The sequence below is a fragment of the Sinorhizobium terangae genome, from assembly GCF_029714365.1.
Taxonomy (GTDB): Bacteria; Pseudomonadota; Alphaproteobacteria; order Rhizobiales; family Rhizobiaceae; genus Sinorhizobium; species Sinorhizobium terangae.
Map to the genome: position 1 here is coordinate 636,133 of NZ_CP121659.1, position 16,372 is coordinate 652,504.

Here is a 16,372-nt window from a genome sequence, read left to right on the forward strand (position 1 = left end):
CGCGGATGCGGATCGCGCCCCTTCTGCTCGCATACAACCTGCTAGAGTTCGATGCCTCCCATCTTTTCCCGCCGCCAATTTCTTCGAACATCCGCACTCGCAATCGTTTCGACCGGGCTTGCGAGTTGCACGTCGTCGATGAACACCGACCGCTTCCGTCAGCAAACCATGCCGGTTTACCGCAATCCGGCGCTGGAGGGACGCTGGATCGATCCGCGTACCGGAGCTTTGCTGGAAGGGCCCGTCGAGGAAGCGGCACTGCCGACCGGCCTGCCGCCGCAGGACCCTTACTACTCGCAAATTTATGCCGCAGTGGACGATGGCGGCTATCTGGTCCCGGCGGTGCCTTATCAGCAGATCGACGCTCGATTTTACCGTCAGGAAGTCGACGACCCGTTCGGCGAGCAGCCGGGCACGATCGTGGTCGACACCGCCGATCGCTTTCTCTATCTGGTCCAGCCGGGCGGAAGGGCCATGCGGTACGGCGTCGGCCTCGGTCGTGAGGGCTTCGCCTGGTCGGGACGAGGCGTCATTCAGTGGAAGCAGAAGTGGCCGCGCTGGACGCCGCCGGGTACGATGATCGAACGCCAGCCGGAGCTCGCCCGCTACTCGGAAAGCGCAGGCGGCATGCAGCCCGGCTTGAACAATCCGCTCGGCTCACGCGCGCTCTATATCTTCCAGAACGGCCAGGACACCTTGTATCGCGTACACGGCACGCCGGAGTGGCAATCTATCGGCAAGGCTGTTTCCTCCGGCTGTGTGCGCATGCTCAACCAGGATGTGATGGATCTCTACGACCGCGTCCGCGGCAAGGCGCCGATCCTCGTGATCTAATGCATGTCGCCCAAAAGTATGCAGCGGTTTTGGGACAACGACATGCATAAATGCAATGGCCTACTGCATGATTCCTTAAATCGGAATCGATTTAAGGACAAAATCATGCAGCCATTCAAATTGTTACAGCGACCTTAGCGCGTCCGATTGGACGCGCGGCACTGTAAAGTGCGTCGCATGTGTCCGATTGAACGCGACGCGCTTTAGTCTAGAGCGTTTCAGGTTTTGACAGAAGCATATCCGGCGTTGGCGAAGTAGTTGCTGCATTCGTCGGGCTGGAGTGAGGGGACAAGGCTGCCGAGGTATTTCCATGTCTCCTCGACGGTTCGCTTCTGAGCCGCCCGCATCCAGTGTTTGATTTTGGCGAAGGCCTGCTCGATCGGATTGAGATCGGGCGAGTATGGCGGGAGATACCAGAGCCGCGCGCCGGCGGCTCGGATCATCTGCCGGATGGCCGCCGACTTGTGCGAGCCGAGATTGTCCATGATGACGATGTCGCCGGGTTCGAGCACGGGCACGAGCTGTTGTTCGACATAGGCGCGGAAACACCGACCGTTGATCGGTCCGTCGAAGACGCAAGGCGCTGCCAGCCGGTCGTGGCGCAAAGCGCCGACAAAGGTCAGCGTGCGCCAGTGGCCGTGCGGGGCAAAGCCGCGCAGGCGCTTGCCTCGTGGCCCCCAGCCATAGAGCGGCGCCATGTTGGTCTTGATCCAGGTTTCGTCAATGAACACCAGCCGTCTCGGATCGAGACCGGACTGCCAGGAGCGCCAGCGTTGCCGCCGGCGGGCAATATCGGCACGGGCCTGCTCAAGGGCGAACAGCGTTTTTTTTAAACCGCAACCCCTCGCGGCGCAGGAACCGCCAGACCGTATCGTGCGACACCTTCACCCCACGCGCCGCCAGCTCTTCCTTCAGCCTGTGCAGCGACAAATGCGGCGTCTGGTTGATCCGCTCCGCGATGAACGCACGGTGCGGCTCCAGCACATGCTTGCGGTGGCCGCCCATCTTGCCGGGCGCCACGGACCCGTTCGAACGATAGCGCTGAGACCACTTCACCGCCGACGATACGGCAATGCCGAAACGAGCCGCCACCGATCGGCAGCTTTCCCCCGCCGAAATGGCGCCAACAACACGTTCACGAAGATCGTTCGAAAGAGGTCGCGTCATCGGATGCTGGCCTCCGCTCCAGCCAGCATCTTGAATCACAAAACGGACTAAAACGGAATCCCCTCCGATTCAGTCAAAACCGGAACCGCTCTAGAGCAATTCCAGCCAGCTGGTCAGTTTTCCTGCTGACTGCTGGTCAGTCGTTGGGTCAGGCGCTGCAGCGCCTCGCGCAACTCGCGGACCTCCTCCAGGGTGCATCCGGTCGCCTTGCTGATGTCGGCGAGGATGACGAAGGCTTCCGCCTTCAGCTTCCGCCCCTTTTCCGTCAGGCTGACGATCACCTGCCGCTCGTCTTCGCGATCGCGGAGCCGGCTCACGTAGCCGGCGGCTTCCAGCCGCTTCAACAGGGGGGAAAGCGTGCCGGAATCGAGGCCCATTTCCTCGCCGATGCGTTTCACCGTCATCTTGTCGTGTTGCCAGAGCGCGAGCAGTACAAGGTATTGCGGATAGGTGAGGCCAAAGCGGTCAAGCAGCGGCTTATAGGTGCGGTTGAAGGCGTGTCCGGCCGAATAGACCGCGAAACACAGTTGCTGGCCCAGCGTCAGCATCTCATCGGATGTTGCCTCAAATTTTGCCGGCTTAGTCGTCATGATCGCATTGTCGCAAATTCACGGCCAAAATGCAATTTGCAAAATTAATTTGCGTGCAATTTAATTTTGCGATATGGAATGCGTGTTGACAATGATCACCCAAGGAGACTGCCATGCCTATCCTCTATCGCACCACCGCCGCCGCGACTGGCGGCCGCGCCGGCCAGGCCAAGAGCGCCGATGGCGTCCTCGACATTTCCCTCACTGTTCCGAAGGAGCTTGGTGGCGACGGCGCGCGCGGCACCAATCCGGAGCAGCTCTTCGCTGCCGGTTATTCCGCCTGCTTCCTCGGCGCGCTGAAATTCGTTGCCGGCAAGGAAAAGGTAAAACTTCCGGAAGACACGAAAGTGACAGGCACGGTCGGGATCGGCCCGCGCGACGACGGCACGGGCTTCTACATCGATGCGGCGCTTGAGGTCACTTCGCCCGGCGTGGACAAGGCCGTCCTTGAGGACCTGGTGCAGAAGGCTCATATCGTATGCCCCTACAGCCACGCGACCAGGGGCAATGTCGACGTGAAGTTGACGGTGGCTTGAAGCAAAAGGCGAGAGCCTACATGCACTGAAGCCCGGGCATTCACCCGGGCTTCGAATATTGGCGGCTGCGTCTTTGCAGGCACGCGGACCGAACGAAGGGATCGGCGCCTCAAGCTTTCTTGAGGAACTCGGTGCGCAGCACCAGTCCCTTGATCTTTTCGACCCGGCATTCGACCTCGTCCGGATCGTCGGTCAGGCGAATGCCCTTCACCAGCGTGCCGCGCTTCAGCGTGGTGGAGGTTCCTTTCACCTTCAGATCCTTGGTCAGCGTGACGCTGTCGCCGTCCTTGAGGACGGCGCCGTTCGAATCCTTGACTTCCATCGTCAATCCTTTCTGGGTCGCAAGAATGCAGTCTGGTTCGACCCCGCAGGCGCGGGGGCCGCTCGCCTGTTCGCTGCGGTGCTATCGCTTCAGGCTGCCGAGGATGCCGCGCACCAGGGCGCGGCCGACCTGCGTTGCAACCGTGCGGGCAACGGACTTCATCGCCGCCTCGACGATGGTTTCGCGCTGATAGCCGGATGAGCGCGGCCGCGCCTGCTTGCCGGAGGGCGCCGCCGGTTCGTCGTCGCCAAATCCGGGCAGGGTCCAGCGGCTGCCGCCGGACGTCCCTTCTTGAGTCTGTTCTTCCGCCTGTCTTGCGGCCTCGGCCTGTTCGGCAGCCTTCGCGGCGCGCTTGGCGAGCAGCTCGTAAGCCGATTCCCGATCGAAATCCTCGTCATAGAGCCCGCGCACCGGGCTGACATCGATGACCTTCTGCCGTTCGGCCTCCGTCAGCGGACCAAGGCGCGATGCCGGTGGGCGGATCAGGGTCCTCTCGACCATGGAAGGCGAGCCCTTGCCCTCGAGCGTCGAAACCAGCGCTTCGCCGGTGCCGAGATTGGTGATCACCTCGGCACAGTTGAAGTCCGGGTTGGGACGGAAGGTGTCGGCGGCGGTCTTCACCGCCTTCTGTTCGCGCGGCGAATAGGCGCGCAGCGCATGCTGGACACGGTTGCCGAGCTGCGCCAGCACCGTTTCCGGCACATCGAGCGGGTTCTGAGTCACGAAGTAGACGCCGACGCCCTTTGACCGGATCAGGCGCACCACCTGTTCGACGCGCTCGACGAGCACTTTCGGCGCGTCGTTGAAGAGCAGATGCGCTTCGTCGAAGAAGAACACCAGCTTCGGCTTGTCGGGATCGCCGACTTCCGGCAGTTCCTCGAAAAGCTCGGAAAGAAGCCAAAGCAGGAAGGTCGCATAGAGCCTGGGGTTCATCATCAGCTTGTCGGCGGCAAGCACCGAGATCGCGCCGCGCCCGTCATTGGTCGTGCGCATGATGTCGGTAATCTTCAGTGCCGGCTCGCCGAAGAAGTGCTCCGCGCCCTGCTGCTCGAGAATCAGCAGCTCGCGCTGGATCGAGCCGACAGAGGACTTGGAGATGAAGCCGAACTGGTTGGAAAGCTCGCTCGCATTGTCGCCCATGTAATTGAGCAGCGCCTGCAGGTCCTTGAGGTCGAGGAGCGGCAGGCCCCCTTCATCGGCTATCTTGAAGGCGATGTTCAGCACGCCTTCCTGCGCATCGGTGGCGTTCATCAGGCGCGACAGCAGCAGCGGTCCCATCTCGGACATGGTCGTGCGGACCCTGTGGCCCTTCTCGCCATAGAGGTCCCAGAAGATCACCGGAAATTCCTGGAATTCGTATGGCGTAAGGCCAATTTGCTCAGCACGCTTGAGGAGGAAATCCTTCTGTTCGCCGATCGCGCCGATGCCGGAAAGGTCGCCTTTCACGTCGGCGCAGAAGACCGGAACGCCGGCATTGGAAAATCCTTCCGCGAGGATCTGCAGCGTCACAGTCTTGCCGGTGCCGGTTGCGCCGGTGATCAACCCGTGGCGGTTGCCGAATTTCAGCTCCAGATATTCGCCCTTGTTGATCGAATCGTCCGGCTTGCGGCTGGTTCCGATATAGAGCTTGCCTTCTTGCAGCATGTGGGCCTGGTCTCCGTTTTGCCAATCAAAGCGGGCGTTTCGTTGCACTGCGCCGTCACCGAAATATCGTGCGTTTCTGTTATAGGCGGTGCAATTGGGCGCGGCAACTGTTGCTCGATCGAGTGCGTTGCCAAGGCCGACGGTCCGTGAAACGATGCACTCGGATACGTGCCTCCGGTGATTTCGGCGGTGGCCGCGATTGCGTCGTGAGCCGTTCGCTGCCGCTTGTTATTTCGGAAACGATCATTTACCTAGACGTCAACGTCAAAATTCAAACGAGGAGATTTCCATGAGTGAGCTGGTCACCCGGGTGGCGGAAAACGTCGGCATCGAATCTGCAACGGCTGAGAAGGCGGTTGGCATGATTCTCGGCTTCCTGCAGCGCGAAGCGGCGGAAGGTCCGGTTGCCAGGATGATCGAAGCCATTCCCGGCGCCCCCGAATTGGTCGCCCAGTACAATGGCGAGGGCAGCAATGGTGGCGGTCTGCTCGGCGGTTTGATGTCGGCAATCGGTGGCGGCGGAGTCATGGCACTCGGCCAGCAGTTGATGAGCCAGGGCCTCGGCATGGGCGAGATCACCTCGCTTGCCAAGGAAACGATTGCTTTCGCCAAGGAAAAAGCGGGTGACGAAGTCGTCGATGAAGTCGTCGCCTCCGTTCCGGGCCTCAGCCAGTTCGTCTGATCGGTTCGGTCCGCATACGACAGCACCCGACGGAAATGATCCGGCGGGTGCTTTGATTTTGCCTAATCGCGAGCGCCGCGAGGCGGTCGCTCAGGCCGCCTTATCCCATTCAGGCGCGAGACCCGCCGGGCTGACGATACGGCCATCCGGGCGAGCAAGCTTGCGGATCGCCACCATTTCCTCCGGCGTCAGCGCAAAATCGAAGATTGCGTAATTTTCCTTGAGCCGAGACTCCGTCGCAGTCTTCGACAAGGTGATCACGTCCTTCTGCTGCACCAGCCAGCGCAAAGCCACCTGAGCCGCTGTCTTGCCGTGGCGCGCACCGATATCCTTGAGCAAGGGATCGGAGGGCACCTTGCCATTGGCCATGGCATAATAGGCGGTGAGCGACATGCCCAACCGGCGGGCGGCTTGCAGGACCTTGGTCTGGTCGAGATAGGGGTGATATTCGACCTGATTGGTCGCTATCGGCGCATCGCTAAGCAGGACTGCTTCTTCCATCTGCGCGATGTTGAAATTGCTGACGCCGATATGGCGCACCTTGCCAGCCTTCTGCACCTCGTTCAGTGCGCCGATGCGCTCGGCCATGGGCACATCGCTGCCCGGCCAGTGCAGGAGGAGAAGATCCACGTAGTCCGTCTTCAGCTTTTTCAGGCTCTCGTCGACGGAGGCGAGGAAGACGTCGTGGCGATAATTGTCGACCCAGACCTTCGTGGTCAGAAAAATGTCCGAGCGCCGAACGCCTGACTTGTGGATCACTTCGCCGACTTCCGCCTCGTTGCCGTAGATCTGCGCCGTGTCGACATGATGGAAGCCGAGTTTGAGCGCTTCGGGCAGGACGCGAAGGACATCGGCGCCGGGCATGCGGAAGGTCCCGAACCCGAGGGCGGGAATATTGGCGCCGTTGGAATTGACTGCGTGCATGGAAAAGCTCCTAGTTTGGAGAGGCCCGGCAGGGTGCCGGGCGAATGAGACATTCTATACTTGTGGTGGCGGGGCGAAGGTTCAAGCCGGCTGCGCGACGAGAACCGCGCGCCGGTCGAGCGCGCCGCTCCACAACGTCAGTCCCAGGGCGACGGCAACCAGCATCGCGCCGACGAAGGGTGTCGAACTGAGACCAAGCGGCGAAGACATCACAAGGCCACCGAGCCAGGCGCCGACTGCAATGCCGAGATTGAAGGCGGCGATGTTGAGCGCCGAGGCGACGTCGACGGCGCCAGGGCGGTGCTGCTTGGCAAGCTGCACGACATAGAGCTGCAGGCCCGGCACATTGGCGAAGGAGAGGAAGCCGAGCGCCGCCAGCGTGACCAGCGTCAGTACCGGAGAGGGGGCAGTGAAGGTGAAGAGCACGAGTACGGCTGCCTGGGCGACAAAGAGGCCGATCAGTGCCCTTACCGGATCGCGGTTGGCAATCTTTCCCCCGATGACATTACCGATCGCGATGGCGATGCCATAAAAAACCAGGATGAGGCTGACGCTGCCTTCGGAAAAGCCGGTTATTTCCTGCAGGATCGGTGCGAGGTACGTGAAGGCGACGAAGGTGCCGCCATAGCCGAGAGCGGTCATGGCAAAGACGATCAGCAGGCGGCCGGATCCAAGCACGCGAACCTGATCGACGAGACGTGCCGCGGCGGCCTTGCTCAACGTATTCGGCAGCAGGGCGGCGATGCCGATAAAGGCAACGACGCCGAGCGCGGTGACCGCCCAGAACGTGGCCCGCCAGCCGAAAGTCTGACCGATATAGGTGCCAAGCGGCACGCCGGTAACAATTGCGACCGTCAGCCCCATGAACATCATCGCGATTGCCGAAGCGCGGCGATCTTCGGGCACGAGATCGGCGGCAATCGTCGAGCCGACGGAGAAAAAGACGCCATGTGCGAAGGCTGACAGGACTCGTGCGACGAGCAGCAATTCGTAGCTCGGCGAAAGTGCTGCGGCGGCATTGCCGATGATGAAGAGGGCCATCAGACCGAGGAGCAAGGGCTTGCGCTCAATCCGACCGGTGAGCGCCGTCAGCACCGGCGCGCCGAAAGTGACGCCGAGTGCATAAACGCCGACGATGAGGCCGGCGAGCGGCAGGGAGATGTGAAGATCGGAGGCGACTGTCGGCAGCAGGCCGACAATGACGAACTCCGTGGTTCCGATCGCATAGGCCGCGATCGTCAAGGCAAAGAGAGCGATGGGCATAGAAATACCTTCCCCGCCCGCATGCGATGCGGGCTGAGCTTTGCGGCTGTGCCGCTGTTGAGTGATTGATGACCGGGAATATGGATCGATCGGGCTTGCGCGATAATCCGGGAGAATGGATAAATGCCTGTGAACTGAATTCAAAGGTAACGCGACATGGACAACCGCGCCGGCGAAATGGAAGTCTTCGTTGCCGCTGCTGAACTGCGCAGCTTTTCCGCCGCCGGCCGGCGGCTCAAGCTGTCGCCCTCCGCCGTCAGCAAGCTTGTCTCGCGCATCGAGGACAGGCTCGGAACGCGGCTCGTCGTTCGCTCCACCCGCATGCTGCAGCTGACGCCGGAGGGAGAAATCTACCTTCAACGCGCGCAACGTATCCTGGCCGCGATCGCCGAGACGGAACAGGTGATTGCCGGCGGCGGTCGGGCGATGCCGCGTGGCCCGCTACGGGTGAACGCATCCGTCGGCTTCGGCGAGCGCTATATCCTGCCGCTTGCTGCCGAATTCCTCGCGCGTTATCCGGACGTGCAACTGGATCTTTCCCTGACCGACGGCATCATCGACCTGATCGAGGAACGGACAGATATCGCCATCCGGTCGGGTCCGATGCGCGATTCCGCGCTCAAGGCGCGCAAGCTGTTGGAGAGCCGGCAGGTGATCATCGCCGCACCGGCCTATCTCGAGGCCCACGGCGTGCCGCAGACGCCGGATGACCTCGCCGACCACAATTGCTTCACCTTCAACTTCCGTCGCAGTCTCGACGGATGGCCTTTCCGCGACCCGGGCTCCTCCAACGTCTATGTGCGGCCTGTCACCGGCAACATGCAGGCAAACAGCGGTGCGATCGTCCGCAATCTTTGCCTTGCCGGTCTCGGCCTCGGCCGCGTCGGCGCGTTCCATGTGCAGCCGGATATCGACGCGGACCGATTGGTGCCGGTGCTGGAAGATTACAATCCCGAAGACATAGAACGCGTTCACGCCGTCTATGCCGGGCATGAACACCTTGCCGCCCGCATCCGCGCTTTCATCGATTTCCTGGTCGAGAGAATCTAGTGCATGTCGCCCAAAAGTGCGTAGCGGTTTTGGGACAACGACATGCGTGAAACTAACAGTGCATGTCGCCCAAAAGTGCGTAGCGGTTTTAGCTTGCAGGTTCAGATGCCGAACTGCAGGCTTTCGAGCGAAGGGAGGATAAGCGCCGGACCATAATCCTTGTACTCGTCGGGCATGTCGTAGCGGTTGATCCAGACGGTGCGGAAGCCGAATTTCGTCGCGCCCGCAATGTCCCAGCGGTTCGACGATTGGAACGAAACCGCGTACGGATAAAGCCGGTATTGCGTCGTCACCAGATCGTAGACCGCAGGCGCCGTCTTGAACGCCTTGACCGCGTTGACCGAGAACACATCGTCGATGACGATGTCGAGCGCCGCGTTCTTCACCGCCGATGCGAGCATGGCCGGTGAGCCATTGGAGAGAATGGCGATGCGGGCGCCGCGCTCCTTCAAGCCCCTGAGTACGGCCGGAACTTCCGGGTAGCAGTCGAGCTCCCAATAGGCATCGAGCAGCGACTTCTTGAGCTTCGGATCGGCCGAGGGGAAGCGCTGAAAGGCGTAGTCGAGCGACTGCTCAGTCAATTGCCAGAAGTCGACATAGGCGCCCATCAGCGAGCGCACCCAGGAATATTCGAGCTGCTTGGCGCGCCAGAGTTCGGAAAAGGCCTGGCCGTCAGGACCGATCGCTTGGGCATGACGCCGCACTGCCGCATGCACATCGAAAAGCGTGCCATAGGCATCGAAAACATAGGCCGCCAGAGGCATCGAACACTCCCGTCATCACCGTTCAGCGGCGCATCACGCACGTGCTCGCTGAAAATCGGTTCCGACTTCGGCCCCGGTGCGGTAGGCGCAACGCTTCGTCAGTTGTTTCCCGGGATCATGTCAAAACTTTGTGCAGCGCACAATGCCATCATGCGTAGCAATGCGAATTTTGTTAGCCTTTCCAGACTTTTGCCGGAAAACGCAGCGCCTGTTTCGCGAGTTTCCCCTTGAGCCCAAGGGCGGTATCACAGAGGCCGACGACGTGCCGGTTCGGCTTGGCCTCCGGGCGGAGCGCATGAAGGGCGGCGGCCGCTTCCTCCGGCGCCATGTAGCGCGCCAGAATGCCGAGGGTCAGCGCGGTCGATCTGCCGAAGCCCCGAAGACAGTGGACGAGCAGATGTGCATCTTCGGGCAACGTGTCGATGAAAGCAAACGTTGCCTCGATCGCCCCCGCCCGCGCGGCGTCAGGTGCGTCCGGGTCGGTCGCATCGCCGAAGTAAAGCTCCAGATGCCGCTCGGGCGGCAACTCGATCATGGAGAGCAGGCGGCTCGCGGGCGCACGGATCGAGACAAGATGCGTCGGCGCCCAAAGATGGCGGTTGTGGCGTGCCTCGGTCTGCGAACTGACGATCACGCGTATCGGCCAGCCGTTCGGATGCCGGGAATTGCTGCCGAGAACAGGCCGATAGAGTTCAATATCGGTGGATTGAGCCGCAAGCGCCATGACGGGACCCTCGTTGATTCGTCTTGCTTGCGAAAACCATAACAGCGCGCGGCGGCGATCGGAATCCCTGATCAGAAGCGCGCGGGAGCCTATTGCAAGCCGACGGAGGGCCGCAAAAAAGGAGGAAAAGAGAGGGAATCGTCACCTTTGAAACTTTCGGGGCAAGACCCCTCCCCAACCCCTTTCCACAGGGGGGAGGGGCTTTGGTGCCCGCAGCGCCCGACTGCCATTTTCCCGAGCTCGACCCTGCCGCTACCATACAATAGAGGCGGTACGGGTGCGGTAGGTTAAGCCCCTCCCACCTGTGGGGAGGGGTTGGGGAGGGGTCTTTGAACGAACTTGTGGGACGAAGGCGGCCGCTTCGCCCGCTGCACGCATCAGAACCGTGTAATCACGCTGATGCCGAGATCTGTCGCCCGGTCCATCGTCACCAGCGCTGGCACGGCTTCTTCGAGCGAGATCTCGCGGCCGATCAGTTGTTTCGGGTTCAGCTTGCCGGCGGTGATCATCGAAAGCATCGCGTCGTAGCGCCAGGCCTGCATGCCGTGGCTGCCGTAGATCTCAAGTTCGTGGCCGATCACCTGCGCCATCGGGATCTGCGGCGTCGCATGTTCCGCCAGCATCAGACCCACCTGCACGTGGCGCCCGCGCCGGCGCAGGTTCTTAATCGAATTGAAGCAGGTGACCGGCGAACCGAGCGCGTCGATCGAGACATGGGCGCCGCCCTTGGTGATTTCTCTTACGGCCTCGGCAACGTCCCCCGTTTCCTTGCCGTTGATCGCGGCCACAGCGCCAAGCTTGCGGGCAAAGGCGAGTTTTTCCTCGGAAATGTCGATTGCGATCGGGTTGGCGCCGAGCGCCGCGGCGATCATGATCGCCGAGAGGCCGACACCGCCGCAGCCGTGCACCGCCACCCATTCACCGCCCTTGACGCGAGCCTGGTCGGCGACCGCCCGGAAGGATGTGGCGAAGCGGCAGCCGAGGCTTGCGGCGGTCGCGAAATTCATGCTTTCCGGCAGGTGCACGAGGTTCTGGTCGGCAAAGTCGATCGCCACATATTCGGCAAACGAGCCCCAGTGGGTAAAGCCCGGCTGGAACTGTGCCTCGCAAACCTGTTGGTTACCCGAGCGGCATTCGGCGCAACGGCCGCAGCCGGAAACGAACGGAACGGTCACGCGGTCCCCGACCTTGTAGCGCAGGACTCCGCGTCCGGCGGCCGCGATGGTCCCGGCGAGCTCGTGACCGGGCACATGCGGCAAACGAATGTCGGCGTCGTGTCCCATCCAGCCGTGCCAGTCGCTGCGGCAAAGGCCCGTAGCCTCGACCTTGATGACGATACCGTTTTCGGTCGGCTTCGGATCCGGCAAAACCTTGATCTCCGGCGTCTTTTCGAACGCGTCGTAATACATCGCTCTCATGGCTGGTCTTGCTCCTGTACTCGTACGGCTATTTTGGCATGGCGATTCGGCCGGTTCCACAATAGACGCCATGACATTTTTTGATGTACCCATTCACCCTGATACTGCTTTTTTCGGCTAAAGCGAGATGAGGAAAAAGTGTCCGCTTTTCCGGCCGCTTCGCTCTGACCAGTAGGGCCGACCACCATCGCGGTTGGACCAGCCGAAAGACGATCAAGCGGCCGAACGGACGATAAAGGAGAGGAGACACCGATGGCCATCGATACATCCCCCCGCTCAACCACCTGGACCTATGTCGACGGTGAATGGCTTTCCGGCAACCCTCCCTTGATCGGGCCGACCTCGCACGCGATGTGGCTCGGCTCGACGGTTTTCGACGGCGCCCGCTGGTTCGATGGCATCGCGCCGGACCTTGACCTGCATTGCCAGCGCGTCAACCGCTCCGCTGTTTCGTTGGGCCTCAAGCCCACCATGGCCGCCGAAGAGATCGAGGCGCTGACCTGGGAGGGCGTGAAGAAGTTCGACGGCAAGACGGCGATCTATGTCAAGCCGATGTATTGGGGCGAGCACGGCTCTTGGAGCGTCGTGGCGGTCGATCCGGAATCGACCCGTTTCGCGCTCTGCCTGTTCGAGGCACCGATGGGCAACGCGCATGGCGGCTCATCGCTGACCCTGTCACCCTTCCGCCGGCCGACGATCGAGTGCATGCCGACGGATGCAAAGGCTGGCTGCCTCTATCCCAACAATGCCCGGATCCTCAATGAAGCGCGCTCGCGCGGCTTCGACAACGCGCTCGTGCGCGACATGCTCGGCAATATCGCCGAAACCGGATCATCCAACATCTTCATGGTGAAGGACGGTGTCGTCTTCACGCCGGCAGCCAACAAGACCTTCCTTGCCGGCATCACCCGCTTCCGCGTCATGAGCCTCTTGCGCGAGGCCGGCTTCGAGGTGGTCGAGACCACGATGACGATGGCCGATTTCGAGGCGGCGGACGAGATCTTCACCACTGGCAACTATTCCAAGGTGCTGCCGGTGACCCGCCTTGACGACCGCGACCTCCAGGCCGGCCCGATTGCCGCCAAGGCGCGCGACCTTTACATGGACTGGGCGCATTCGAGCCGGGACGTCTGACGGCACGGACCCGCGTTTTATCGCAGGCTCGTCCTAACTCGGGCAAATGCTGCGCCGACCGACAGTGCGACGACTATTTCTCGTCGAGCCGGTCGCAGGCGCATGCCATGCCTTTGTTCCTTTCACGCCTCAGTCTCCGAGCGGACGGATGACGACATCCGCGGACGATCGGGTCGTCGGCCCGTGGTAGACCGCCTCGATGTTGTTGCCATCGGGGTCGAGGAGAAAGGCGGCGAAATAGCCGGGATGATAGGGCCGCTCGCCGGGCTCGCCATTGTCCTCTCCGCCGTTCGAAAGGCCGGCTTCATAGAAGCGGCGAACCGCATCCGGGTCGATCGCCTGAAAGGCGATGTGAACATGGCTGCGATAGCTTTCGGCCTGATCGATGTAGAGTTCGTCGAATGCAATCGCCTGCTCGGTCTCGAAAGTCGGCTGGTGGCAGAGAGCTGCAAGAATTGCGCGATAGAAACGCTTGCTGGCGGCGAGGTCTCTTGCGCGGAGATGCACATGGTCGAGTAGCCGCCCCTGATGGAATTCCATAACGTCCTCCGCTTGCTTGTTCTGTGCATGGACCCTGGAAGACATAGGATCCTTATGCAGGATGTCGATGCGGCTGCCGGGCAGGCGGAAACAAATGCCGCTTTCGAGTCGCCCGACCGCATGGTTCCCTAAAAAATGGGAATCGATTTAGGAAAAAATCAAGCAGCACTTCAAAGTCCTACAGCGGCCTTTGCGCGTCCAATTGGACGCGCGGCTGTAGACCCGGTCTATCTTGCGGTCAGCGGGAGAGGGGGGCGCGGGCGGCTTTCACCGCGACAGCGCGCCTGCGTAACAAATAGGCCTGAAGCGAGACGCCCGAGAGGAAAATCACGAGCCAGACCATCAGGGTCGTCTGGACAATCGGCGACTCCGGTCCGCTCGCGAGCGGTTGGGAAGCAGGCAGTCGCGTCAGCGACTCATTGATGGCCGGCACGATCAGCAGGAAAAAGCTGAAGCTTAGTCCGAAGCTCAAGAGATAGGGTTTCAAGCGGCCGAGTCTGCCTGTGCGGGCGGCGGCAAGGCTCCCCGCCACGGCAACAAGCGTCACGATACCGAGCGCATGCCCCTCGTTGAAGCCGCCGGTGCTCGACAGTCCGAAGGATGTCAGCACCGAGAGCACCAATGAGGAGAGATAGAACTTGCCCGAACGTGTCTGCGGCAGGATCGCACCGTGGCGCGCAAAGCCGTAGAGGCCTGCGACGACCGGCGCGAGGCTGATCGCCGTATGGACAATGCCGAGGGTGGAGAGGGGATTGGCCATTTTCCTGTTCCTTCCTGGTAGACCGACTAGTTGGTTGATATCGACTCAAAAATTGATGCGTTTATCTCTTCGGCGACTGCATGATCTGTTCGACCGCGCGGCGCGCAATTGTTGAAAATACTTCAGGGTCCGATCCAGCGACACGCGCTGCGAGCATGGCTCCATGAACGGTTGCCATGAGCATTTCCGCTTCGGCGGTCGCTCCCTTTTCCGTCTCCAGTTTGCCGGCTCGAACTCCGCCGTCGATCGCGGCGGCAAGCCACGAGGCAAGATCCGAAAAATGACCTTGCACCTGCCGCACGACGCCCTCCGGCAGCGAAGGAATTTCCGAGGCGAGCAGGGCACCGATGCAGAAAGGCCTCTCCTTTCTGCGGATGCAGTCTTCCCAGTAGCCGATATAGGCGCCAAGCCGCTCGGCCGGATCCGACACCGCCGAAAGCAGCTCTTCGACGCTTCGTCGATTCCTCTCGCGATAGCGCGCGAGAACCTTTTCGGCGAGGTCCGCCTTGGTCGGAAAATGGTGGTGGATCGTTGCCTTGCCGACGCCGACCTCGGCTGAAATATCCGCATAGCTGAAGGCGTTGTAGCCCCTCGAAACCATGAGGTCCTCCGCCGCGTCCAGGATTTTGTCATATGTCCCGCTTGCCATAACAAGAACCTACCGACTAGTTGGTCGACAAACAAGTGTCTGAATCTCACAAGATCGTGACGGCCCGCCGAGGTCATTGAGAGGCGGAAGCGTGGGTCACGTGATCGGCTTGTCAATTACGGCTTGGACGCGGGTATCACCTGAGCGCCGATCTCGCCGCCGAGTTCCACGGCTTTGGTCTGCTTGTCGTAGACGCAAATCTGCGTGACGTTGCCTTGGCCGCCTTTCGGCTTGCCGGAGACGAGTGCCACTCCGTAGCTTTCGGTACCGAAAGGATCAACGATCGCGCTAACATCCTCAAGCGATTCGGCGGCGGCAACGCACTTGGCCGACACGTCTGCCCGGAATTCCTCCCATGCGTCGCCGGACGAGGCATGTGCCGCACCGGCTCCAAGGCTTACGGCAAGGAGGCTCAGGATTGAAGTAGTGCGTATCGGCATCGGGTTCCTCATATGTGTTGCTGGGAATGCGCGGCCAGGTAGCACGCCGATCGTGACGAGAATTTGCCAACGAGAATGGTTCGTTACTGCATGATTCCTTAGCTTGGAATCGATTTAGGGGACAAAATCATGCAGCACTTCAAAGCGCTACAGCGACCTTGGCGCGTCCGATTGGACGCGCGGCGCTGTAGAAACGCGACGAAAGTATTTTGCGTGTGGCAGAGAAATTTTGGCACCGCATCGGTTGCCTCGGTCCATGCCGGTGCCTATGTTCCCGCTCACAGATTTCCTTGACGAAAATCCATACCAAGAGGAGATGCCACAATGGCTTTCGAATTGCCGAACCTTCCCTATGACTACGATGCGCTCGCGCCCTATATGTCGCGCGAAACGCTCGAATATCATCACGACAAGCATCACCTCGCTTACGTGACGAACGGCAACAAGCTCGCCGAGGACGCCGGTCTTTCCGGTCTTTCGATCGAGGAAGTCGTCAAGAAGTCCTATGGGACCAACCAGCCGCTGTTCAACAATGCCGGCCAGCACTACAACCACATCCATTTCTGGAAGTGGATGAAGAAGGGTGGCGGCGGCGCCAGCCTGCCGGGCAAGCTCGACGCGGCCATCAAGTCCGACCTCGGCGGCTACGACAAGTTCCGCGCCGATTTCATCGCCGCCGGCGTCGGCCAGTTCGGCTCCGGCTGGGCCTGGCTCTCGGTCAAGAACGGCAAGCTTGAAATCTCGAAGACTCCGAACGGCGAAAACCCGCTCGTCCACGGCGCGTCGCCGATCCTCGGCGTGGATGTCTGGGAGCACTCCTATTACATCGACTACCGCAACGCTCGCCCGAAATACCTCGAGGCATTCGTCGACAATCTTATCAACTGGGATTACGTGCTCGAAATGTACGAGGCTGCGGCGAAGTAAGCGG

General features: G+C 61.2%; 20 protein-coding genes. 6 read left to right on the forward strand and 14 right to left on the reverse strand.

From position 1 onward, the window contains the following. Positions 1 to 51: 51 nt before the first annotated feature. On the forward strand, positions 52 to 834 hold the full coding sequence (locus tag QA637_RS02965) for a L,D-transpeptidase family protein (RefSeq protein ID WP_283063327.1): 783 nt from the start codon (positions 52 to 54) through the stop codon (positions 832 to 834). Positions 835 to 1,052: 218 nt separating this feature from the next. On the opposite strand, the gene QA637_RS02970 is transcribed toward QA637_RS02965, so the two are convergent. Further along, positions 1,053 to 2,001, reverse strand: a protein-coding gene (locus QA637_RS02970) for an IS630 family transposase (protein WP_153441515.1) whose coding sequence is annotated in 2 segments (ribosomal slippage) — positions 1,053 to 1,664 and positions 1,666 to 2,001 — 948 coding nt in all. Because the reading frame shifts where the segments join, the coding sequence is not laid out codon by codon here. Positions 2,002 to 2,114: 113 nt separating this feature from the next. Next, on the reverse strand, positions 2,115 to 2,591 hold the full coding sequence (locus QA637_RS02975) for a MarR family winged helix-turn-helix transcriptional regulator (protein WP_283063328.1): 477 nt from the start codon (positions 2,589 to 2,591) through the stop codon (positions 2,115 to 2,117). A gap of 113 nt (positions 2,592 to 2,704) precedes the next feature. On the opposite strand from QA637_RS02975, the gene QA637_RS02980 reads away from it, so the two are divergent. Continuing rightward, a complete protein-coding gene (locus QA637_RS02980; RefSeq protein ID WP_283063329.1) occupies positions 2,705 to 3,127 on the forward strand; it encodes an organic hydroperoxide resistance protein in 423 nt (140 codons plus the stop codon). A 109-nt stretch (positions 3,128 to 3,236) separates the two neighbouring features. Here the strand turns inward: QA637_RS02980 and QA637_RS02985 are convergent, their stop codons facing one another. After that, positions 3,237 to 3,449, reverse strand: a complete 213-nt coding sequence (locus QA637_RS02985) for an alkylphosphonate utilization protein (protein WP_153442153.1) — start codon at positions 3,447 to 3,449, stop codon at positions 3,237 to 3,239. A gap of 81 nt (positions 3,450 to 3,530) precedes the next feature. Next, positions 3,531 to 5,093, reverse strand: a complete 1,563-nt coding sequence (locus QA637_RS02990; RefSeq protein ID WP_283063331.1) for a helicase HerA-like C-terminal domain-containing protein — start codon at positions 5,091 to 5,093, stop codon at positions 3,531 to 3,533. A 289-nt stretch (positions 5,094 to 5,382) separates the two neighbouring features. Here QA637_RS02990 and QA637_RS02995 point away from each other — a divergent pair, with 289 nt between their 5' ends. Further along, complete coding sequence (locus QA637_RS02995; protein WP_153442151.1) at positions 5,383 to 5,775, forward strand: hypothetical protein; 393 nt, start codon at positions 5,383 to 5,385, stop codon at positions 5,773 to 5,775. A gap of 90 nt (positions 5,776 to 5,865) precedes the next feature. Here QA637_RS02995 and QA637_RS03000 read toward each other — a convergent pair whose 3' ends face one another. Next, positions 5,866 to 6,699, reverse strand: coding sequence for an aldo/keto reductase (locus QA637_RS03000; protein ID WP_283063332.1), 834 nt, complete (start codon positions 6,697 to 6,699; stop codon positions 5,866 to 5,868). A gap of 81 nt (positions 6,700 to 6,780) precedes the next feature. Then, positions 6,781 to 7,962: an MFS transporter gene (locus QA637_RS03005; protein WP_283063335.1), complete on the reverse strand. Its 1,182-nt coding sequence runs from the start codon at positions 7,960 to 7,962 to the stop codon at positions 6,781 to 6,783. A 156-nt stretch (positions 7,963 to 8,118) separates the two neighbouring features. Between QA637_RS03005 and QA637_RS03010 the strand changes: the two genes are divergently transcribed. Beyond that, a complete protein-coding gene (locus QA637_RS03010) occupies positions 8,119 to 9,012 on the forward strand; it encodes a LysR family transcriptional regulator (protein ID WP_283063336.1) in 894 nt (297 codons plus the stop codon). Between the two features lie 101 nt (positions 9,013 to 9,113). Here the strand turns inward: QA637_RS03010 and QA637_RS03015 are convergent, their stop codons facing one another. The 4 genes from QA637_RS03015 to QA637_RS03030 form a co-directional block, all read right to left on the reverse strand. Beyond that, positions 9,114 to 9,776, reverse strand: a complete 663-nt coding sequence (locus QA637_RS03015; protein ID WP_283063337.1) for a haloacid dehalogenase type II — start codon at positions 9,774 to 9,776, stop codon at positions 9,114 to 9,116. A 172-nt stretch (positions 9,777 to 9,948) separates the two neighbouring features. Further along, positions 9,949 to 10,500 (reverse strand): phosphatase, encoded by a 552-nt coding sequence (locus QA637_RS03020; protein ID WP_283063338.1) that lies wholly within the window; start codon positions 10,498 to 10,500, stop codon positions 9,949 to 9,951. Positions 10,501 to 10,877: 377 nt separating this feature from the next. Then, positions 10,878 to 11,918 (reverse strand): zinc-dependent alcohol dehydrogenase family protein, encoded by a 1,041-nt coding sequence (locus tag QA637_RS03025; RefSeq protein ID WP_283063340.1) that lies wholly within the window; start codon positions 11,916 to 11,918, stop codon positions 10,878 to 10,880. After that, positions 11,915 to 12,178 (reverse strand): hypothetical protein, encoded by a 264-nt coding sequence (locus QA637_RS03030; protein WP_283063342.1) that lies wholly within the window; start codon positions 12,176 to 12,178, stop codon positions 11,915 to 11,917. The genes QA637_RS03025 and QA637_RS03030 overlap by 4 nt, the downstream gene beginning before the upstream one ends. On the opposite strand from QA637_RS03030, the gene QA637_RS03035 reads away from it, so the two are divergent. Then, a complete protein-coding gene (locus QA637_RS03035; protein ID WP_283063343.1) occupies positions 12,171 to 13,052 on the forward strand; it encodes a branched-chain amino acid aminotransferase in 882 nt (293 codons plus the stop codon). The two genes, QA637_RS03030 and QA637_RS03035, sit on opposite strands and share 8 nt — an antisense overlap. A 129-nt stretch (positions 13,053 to 13,181) precedes the next feature. On the opposite strand, the gene QA637_RS03040 is transcribed toward QA637_RS03035, so the two are convergent. The 4 genes from QA637_RS03040 to QA637_RS03055 form a co-directional block, all read right to left on the reverse strand. Then, positions 13,182 to 13,592 carry a VOC family protein gene (locus tag QA637_RS03040; RefSeq protein WP_153442142.1) on the reverse strand — a complete coding sequence of 137 codons (411 nt, stop codon included), beginning with the start codon at positions 13,590 to 13,592 and terminating at the stop codon, positions 13,182 to 13,184. Between the two features lie 238 nt (positions 13,593 to 13,830). Further along, positions 13,831 to 14,352, reverse strand: a complete 522-nt coding sequence (locus QA637_RS03045) for a DUF2306 domain-containing protein (RefSeq protein WP_283063344.1) — start codon at positions 14,350 to 14,352, stop codon at positions 13,831 to 13,833. Positions 14,353 to 14,413: 61 nt separating this feature from the next. Next, the gene (locus QA637_RS03050; protein ID WP_283063345.1) at positions 14,414 to 14,953 is read right to left on the reverse strand and encodes a TetR/AcrR family transcriptional regulator; all 540 of its coding nucleotides are present in this window, start codon (positions 14,951 to 14,953) and stop codon (positions 14,414 to 14,416) included. Positions 14,954 to 15,117: 164 nt separating this feature from the next. Beyond that, complete coding sequence (locus QA637_RS03055) at positions 15,118 to 15,441, reverse strand: hypothetical protein (protein ID WP_283063346.1); 324 nt, start codon at positions 15,439 to 15,441, stop codon at positions 15,118 to 15,120. A 324-nt stretch (positions 15,442 to 15,765) separates the two neighbouring features. Between QA637_RS03055 and QA637_RS03060 the strand changes: the two genes are divergently transcribed. Beyond that, positions 15,766 to 16,368, forward strand: coding sequence for a superoxide dismutase (locus QA637_RS03060; protein ID WP_283063348.1), 603 nt, complete (start codon positions 15,766 to 15,768; stop codon positions 16,366 to 16,368). Positions 16,369 to 16,372 lie beyond the last annotated feature (4 nt).

Excerpts from the sequence above, each read along its gene's own strand:
- QA637_RS02965 (WP_283063327.1), top strand. The coding sequence starts at position 52 with ATGCCTCCCATCTTTTCCCGCCGCCAATTTCTTCGAACATCCGCACTC.
- QA637_RS02975 (WP_283063328.1), bottom strand. The coding sequence starts at position 2,591 with ATGACGACTAAGCCGGCAAAATTTGAGGCAACATCCGATGAGATGCTG.
- QA637_RS02980 (WP_283063329.1), top strand. The coding sequence starts at position 2,705 with ATGCCTATCCTCTATCGCACCACCGCCGCCGCGACTGGCGGCCGCGCC.
- QA637_RS02985 (WP_153442153.1), bottom strand. The coding sequence starts at position 3,449 with ATGGAAGTCAAGGATTCGAACGGCGCCGTCCTCAAGGACGGCGACAGC.
- QA637_RS02990 (WP_283063331.1), bottom strand. The coding sequence starts at position 5,093 with ATGCTGCAAGAAGGCAAGCTCTATATCGGAACCAGCCGCAAGCCGGAC.
- QA637_RS02995 (WP_153442151.1), top strand. The coding sequence starts at position 5,383 with ATGAGTGAGCTGGTCACCCGGGTGGCGGAAAACGTCGGCATCGAATCT.
- QA637_RS03000 (WP_283063332.1), bottom strand. The coding sequence starts at position 6,699 with ATGCACGCAGTCAATTCCAACGGCGCCAATATTCCCGCCCTCGGGTTC.
- QA637_RS03005 (WP_283063335.1), bottom strand. The coding sequence starts at position 7,962 with ATGCCCATCGCTCTCTTTGCCTTGACGATCGCGGCCTATGCGATCGGA.
- QA637_RS03010 (WP_283063336.1), top strand. The coding sequence starts at position 8,119 with ATGGACAACCGCGCCGGCGAAATGGAAGTCTTCGTTGCCGCTGCTGAA.
- QA637_RS03015 (WP_283063337.1), bottom strand. The coding sequence starts at position 9,776 with ATGCCTCTGGCGGCCTATGTTTTCGATGCCTATGGCACGCTTTTCGAT.
- QA637_RS03020 (WP_283063338.1), bottom strand. The coding sequence starts at position 10,500 with ATGGCGCTTGCGGCTCAATCCACCGATATTGAACTCTATCGGCCTGTT.
- QA637_RS03025 (WP_283063340.1), bottom strand. The coding sequence starts at position 11,918 with ATGAGAGCGATGTATTACGACGCGTTCGAAAAGACGCCGGAGATCAAG.
- QA637_RS03035 (WP_283063343.1), top strand. The coding sequence starts at position 12,171 with ATGGCCATCGATACATCCCCCCGCTCAACCACCTGGACCTATGTCGAC.
- QA637_RS03030 (WP_283063342.1), bottom strand. The coding sequence starts at position 12,178 with ATGGCCATCGGTGTCTCCTCTCCTTTATCGTCCGTTCGGCCGCTTGAT.
- QA637_RS03040 (WP_153442142.1), bottom strand. The coding sequence starts at position 13,592 with ATGGAATTCCATCAGGGGCGGCTACTCGACCATGTGCATCTCCGCGCA.
- QA637_RS03045 (WP_283063344.1), bottom strand. The coding sequence starts at position 14,352 with ATGGCCAATCCCCTCTCCACCCTCGGCATTGTCCATACGGCGATCAGC.
- QA637_RS03050 (WP_283063345.1), bottom strand. The coding sequence starts at position 14,953 with ATGGTTTCGAGGGGCTACAACGCCTTCAGCTATGCGGATATTTCAGCC.
- QA637_RS03055 (WP_283063346.1), bottom strand. The coding sequence starts at position 15,441 with ATGCCGATACGCACTACTTCAATCCTGAGCCTCCTTGCCGTAAGCCTT.
- QA637_RS03060 (WP_283063348.1), top strand. The coding sequence starts at position 15,766 with ATGGCTTTCGAATTGCCGAACCTTCCCTATGACTACGATGCGCTCGCG.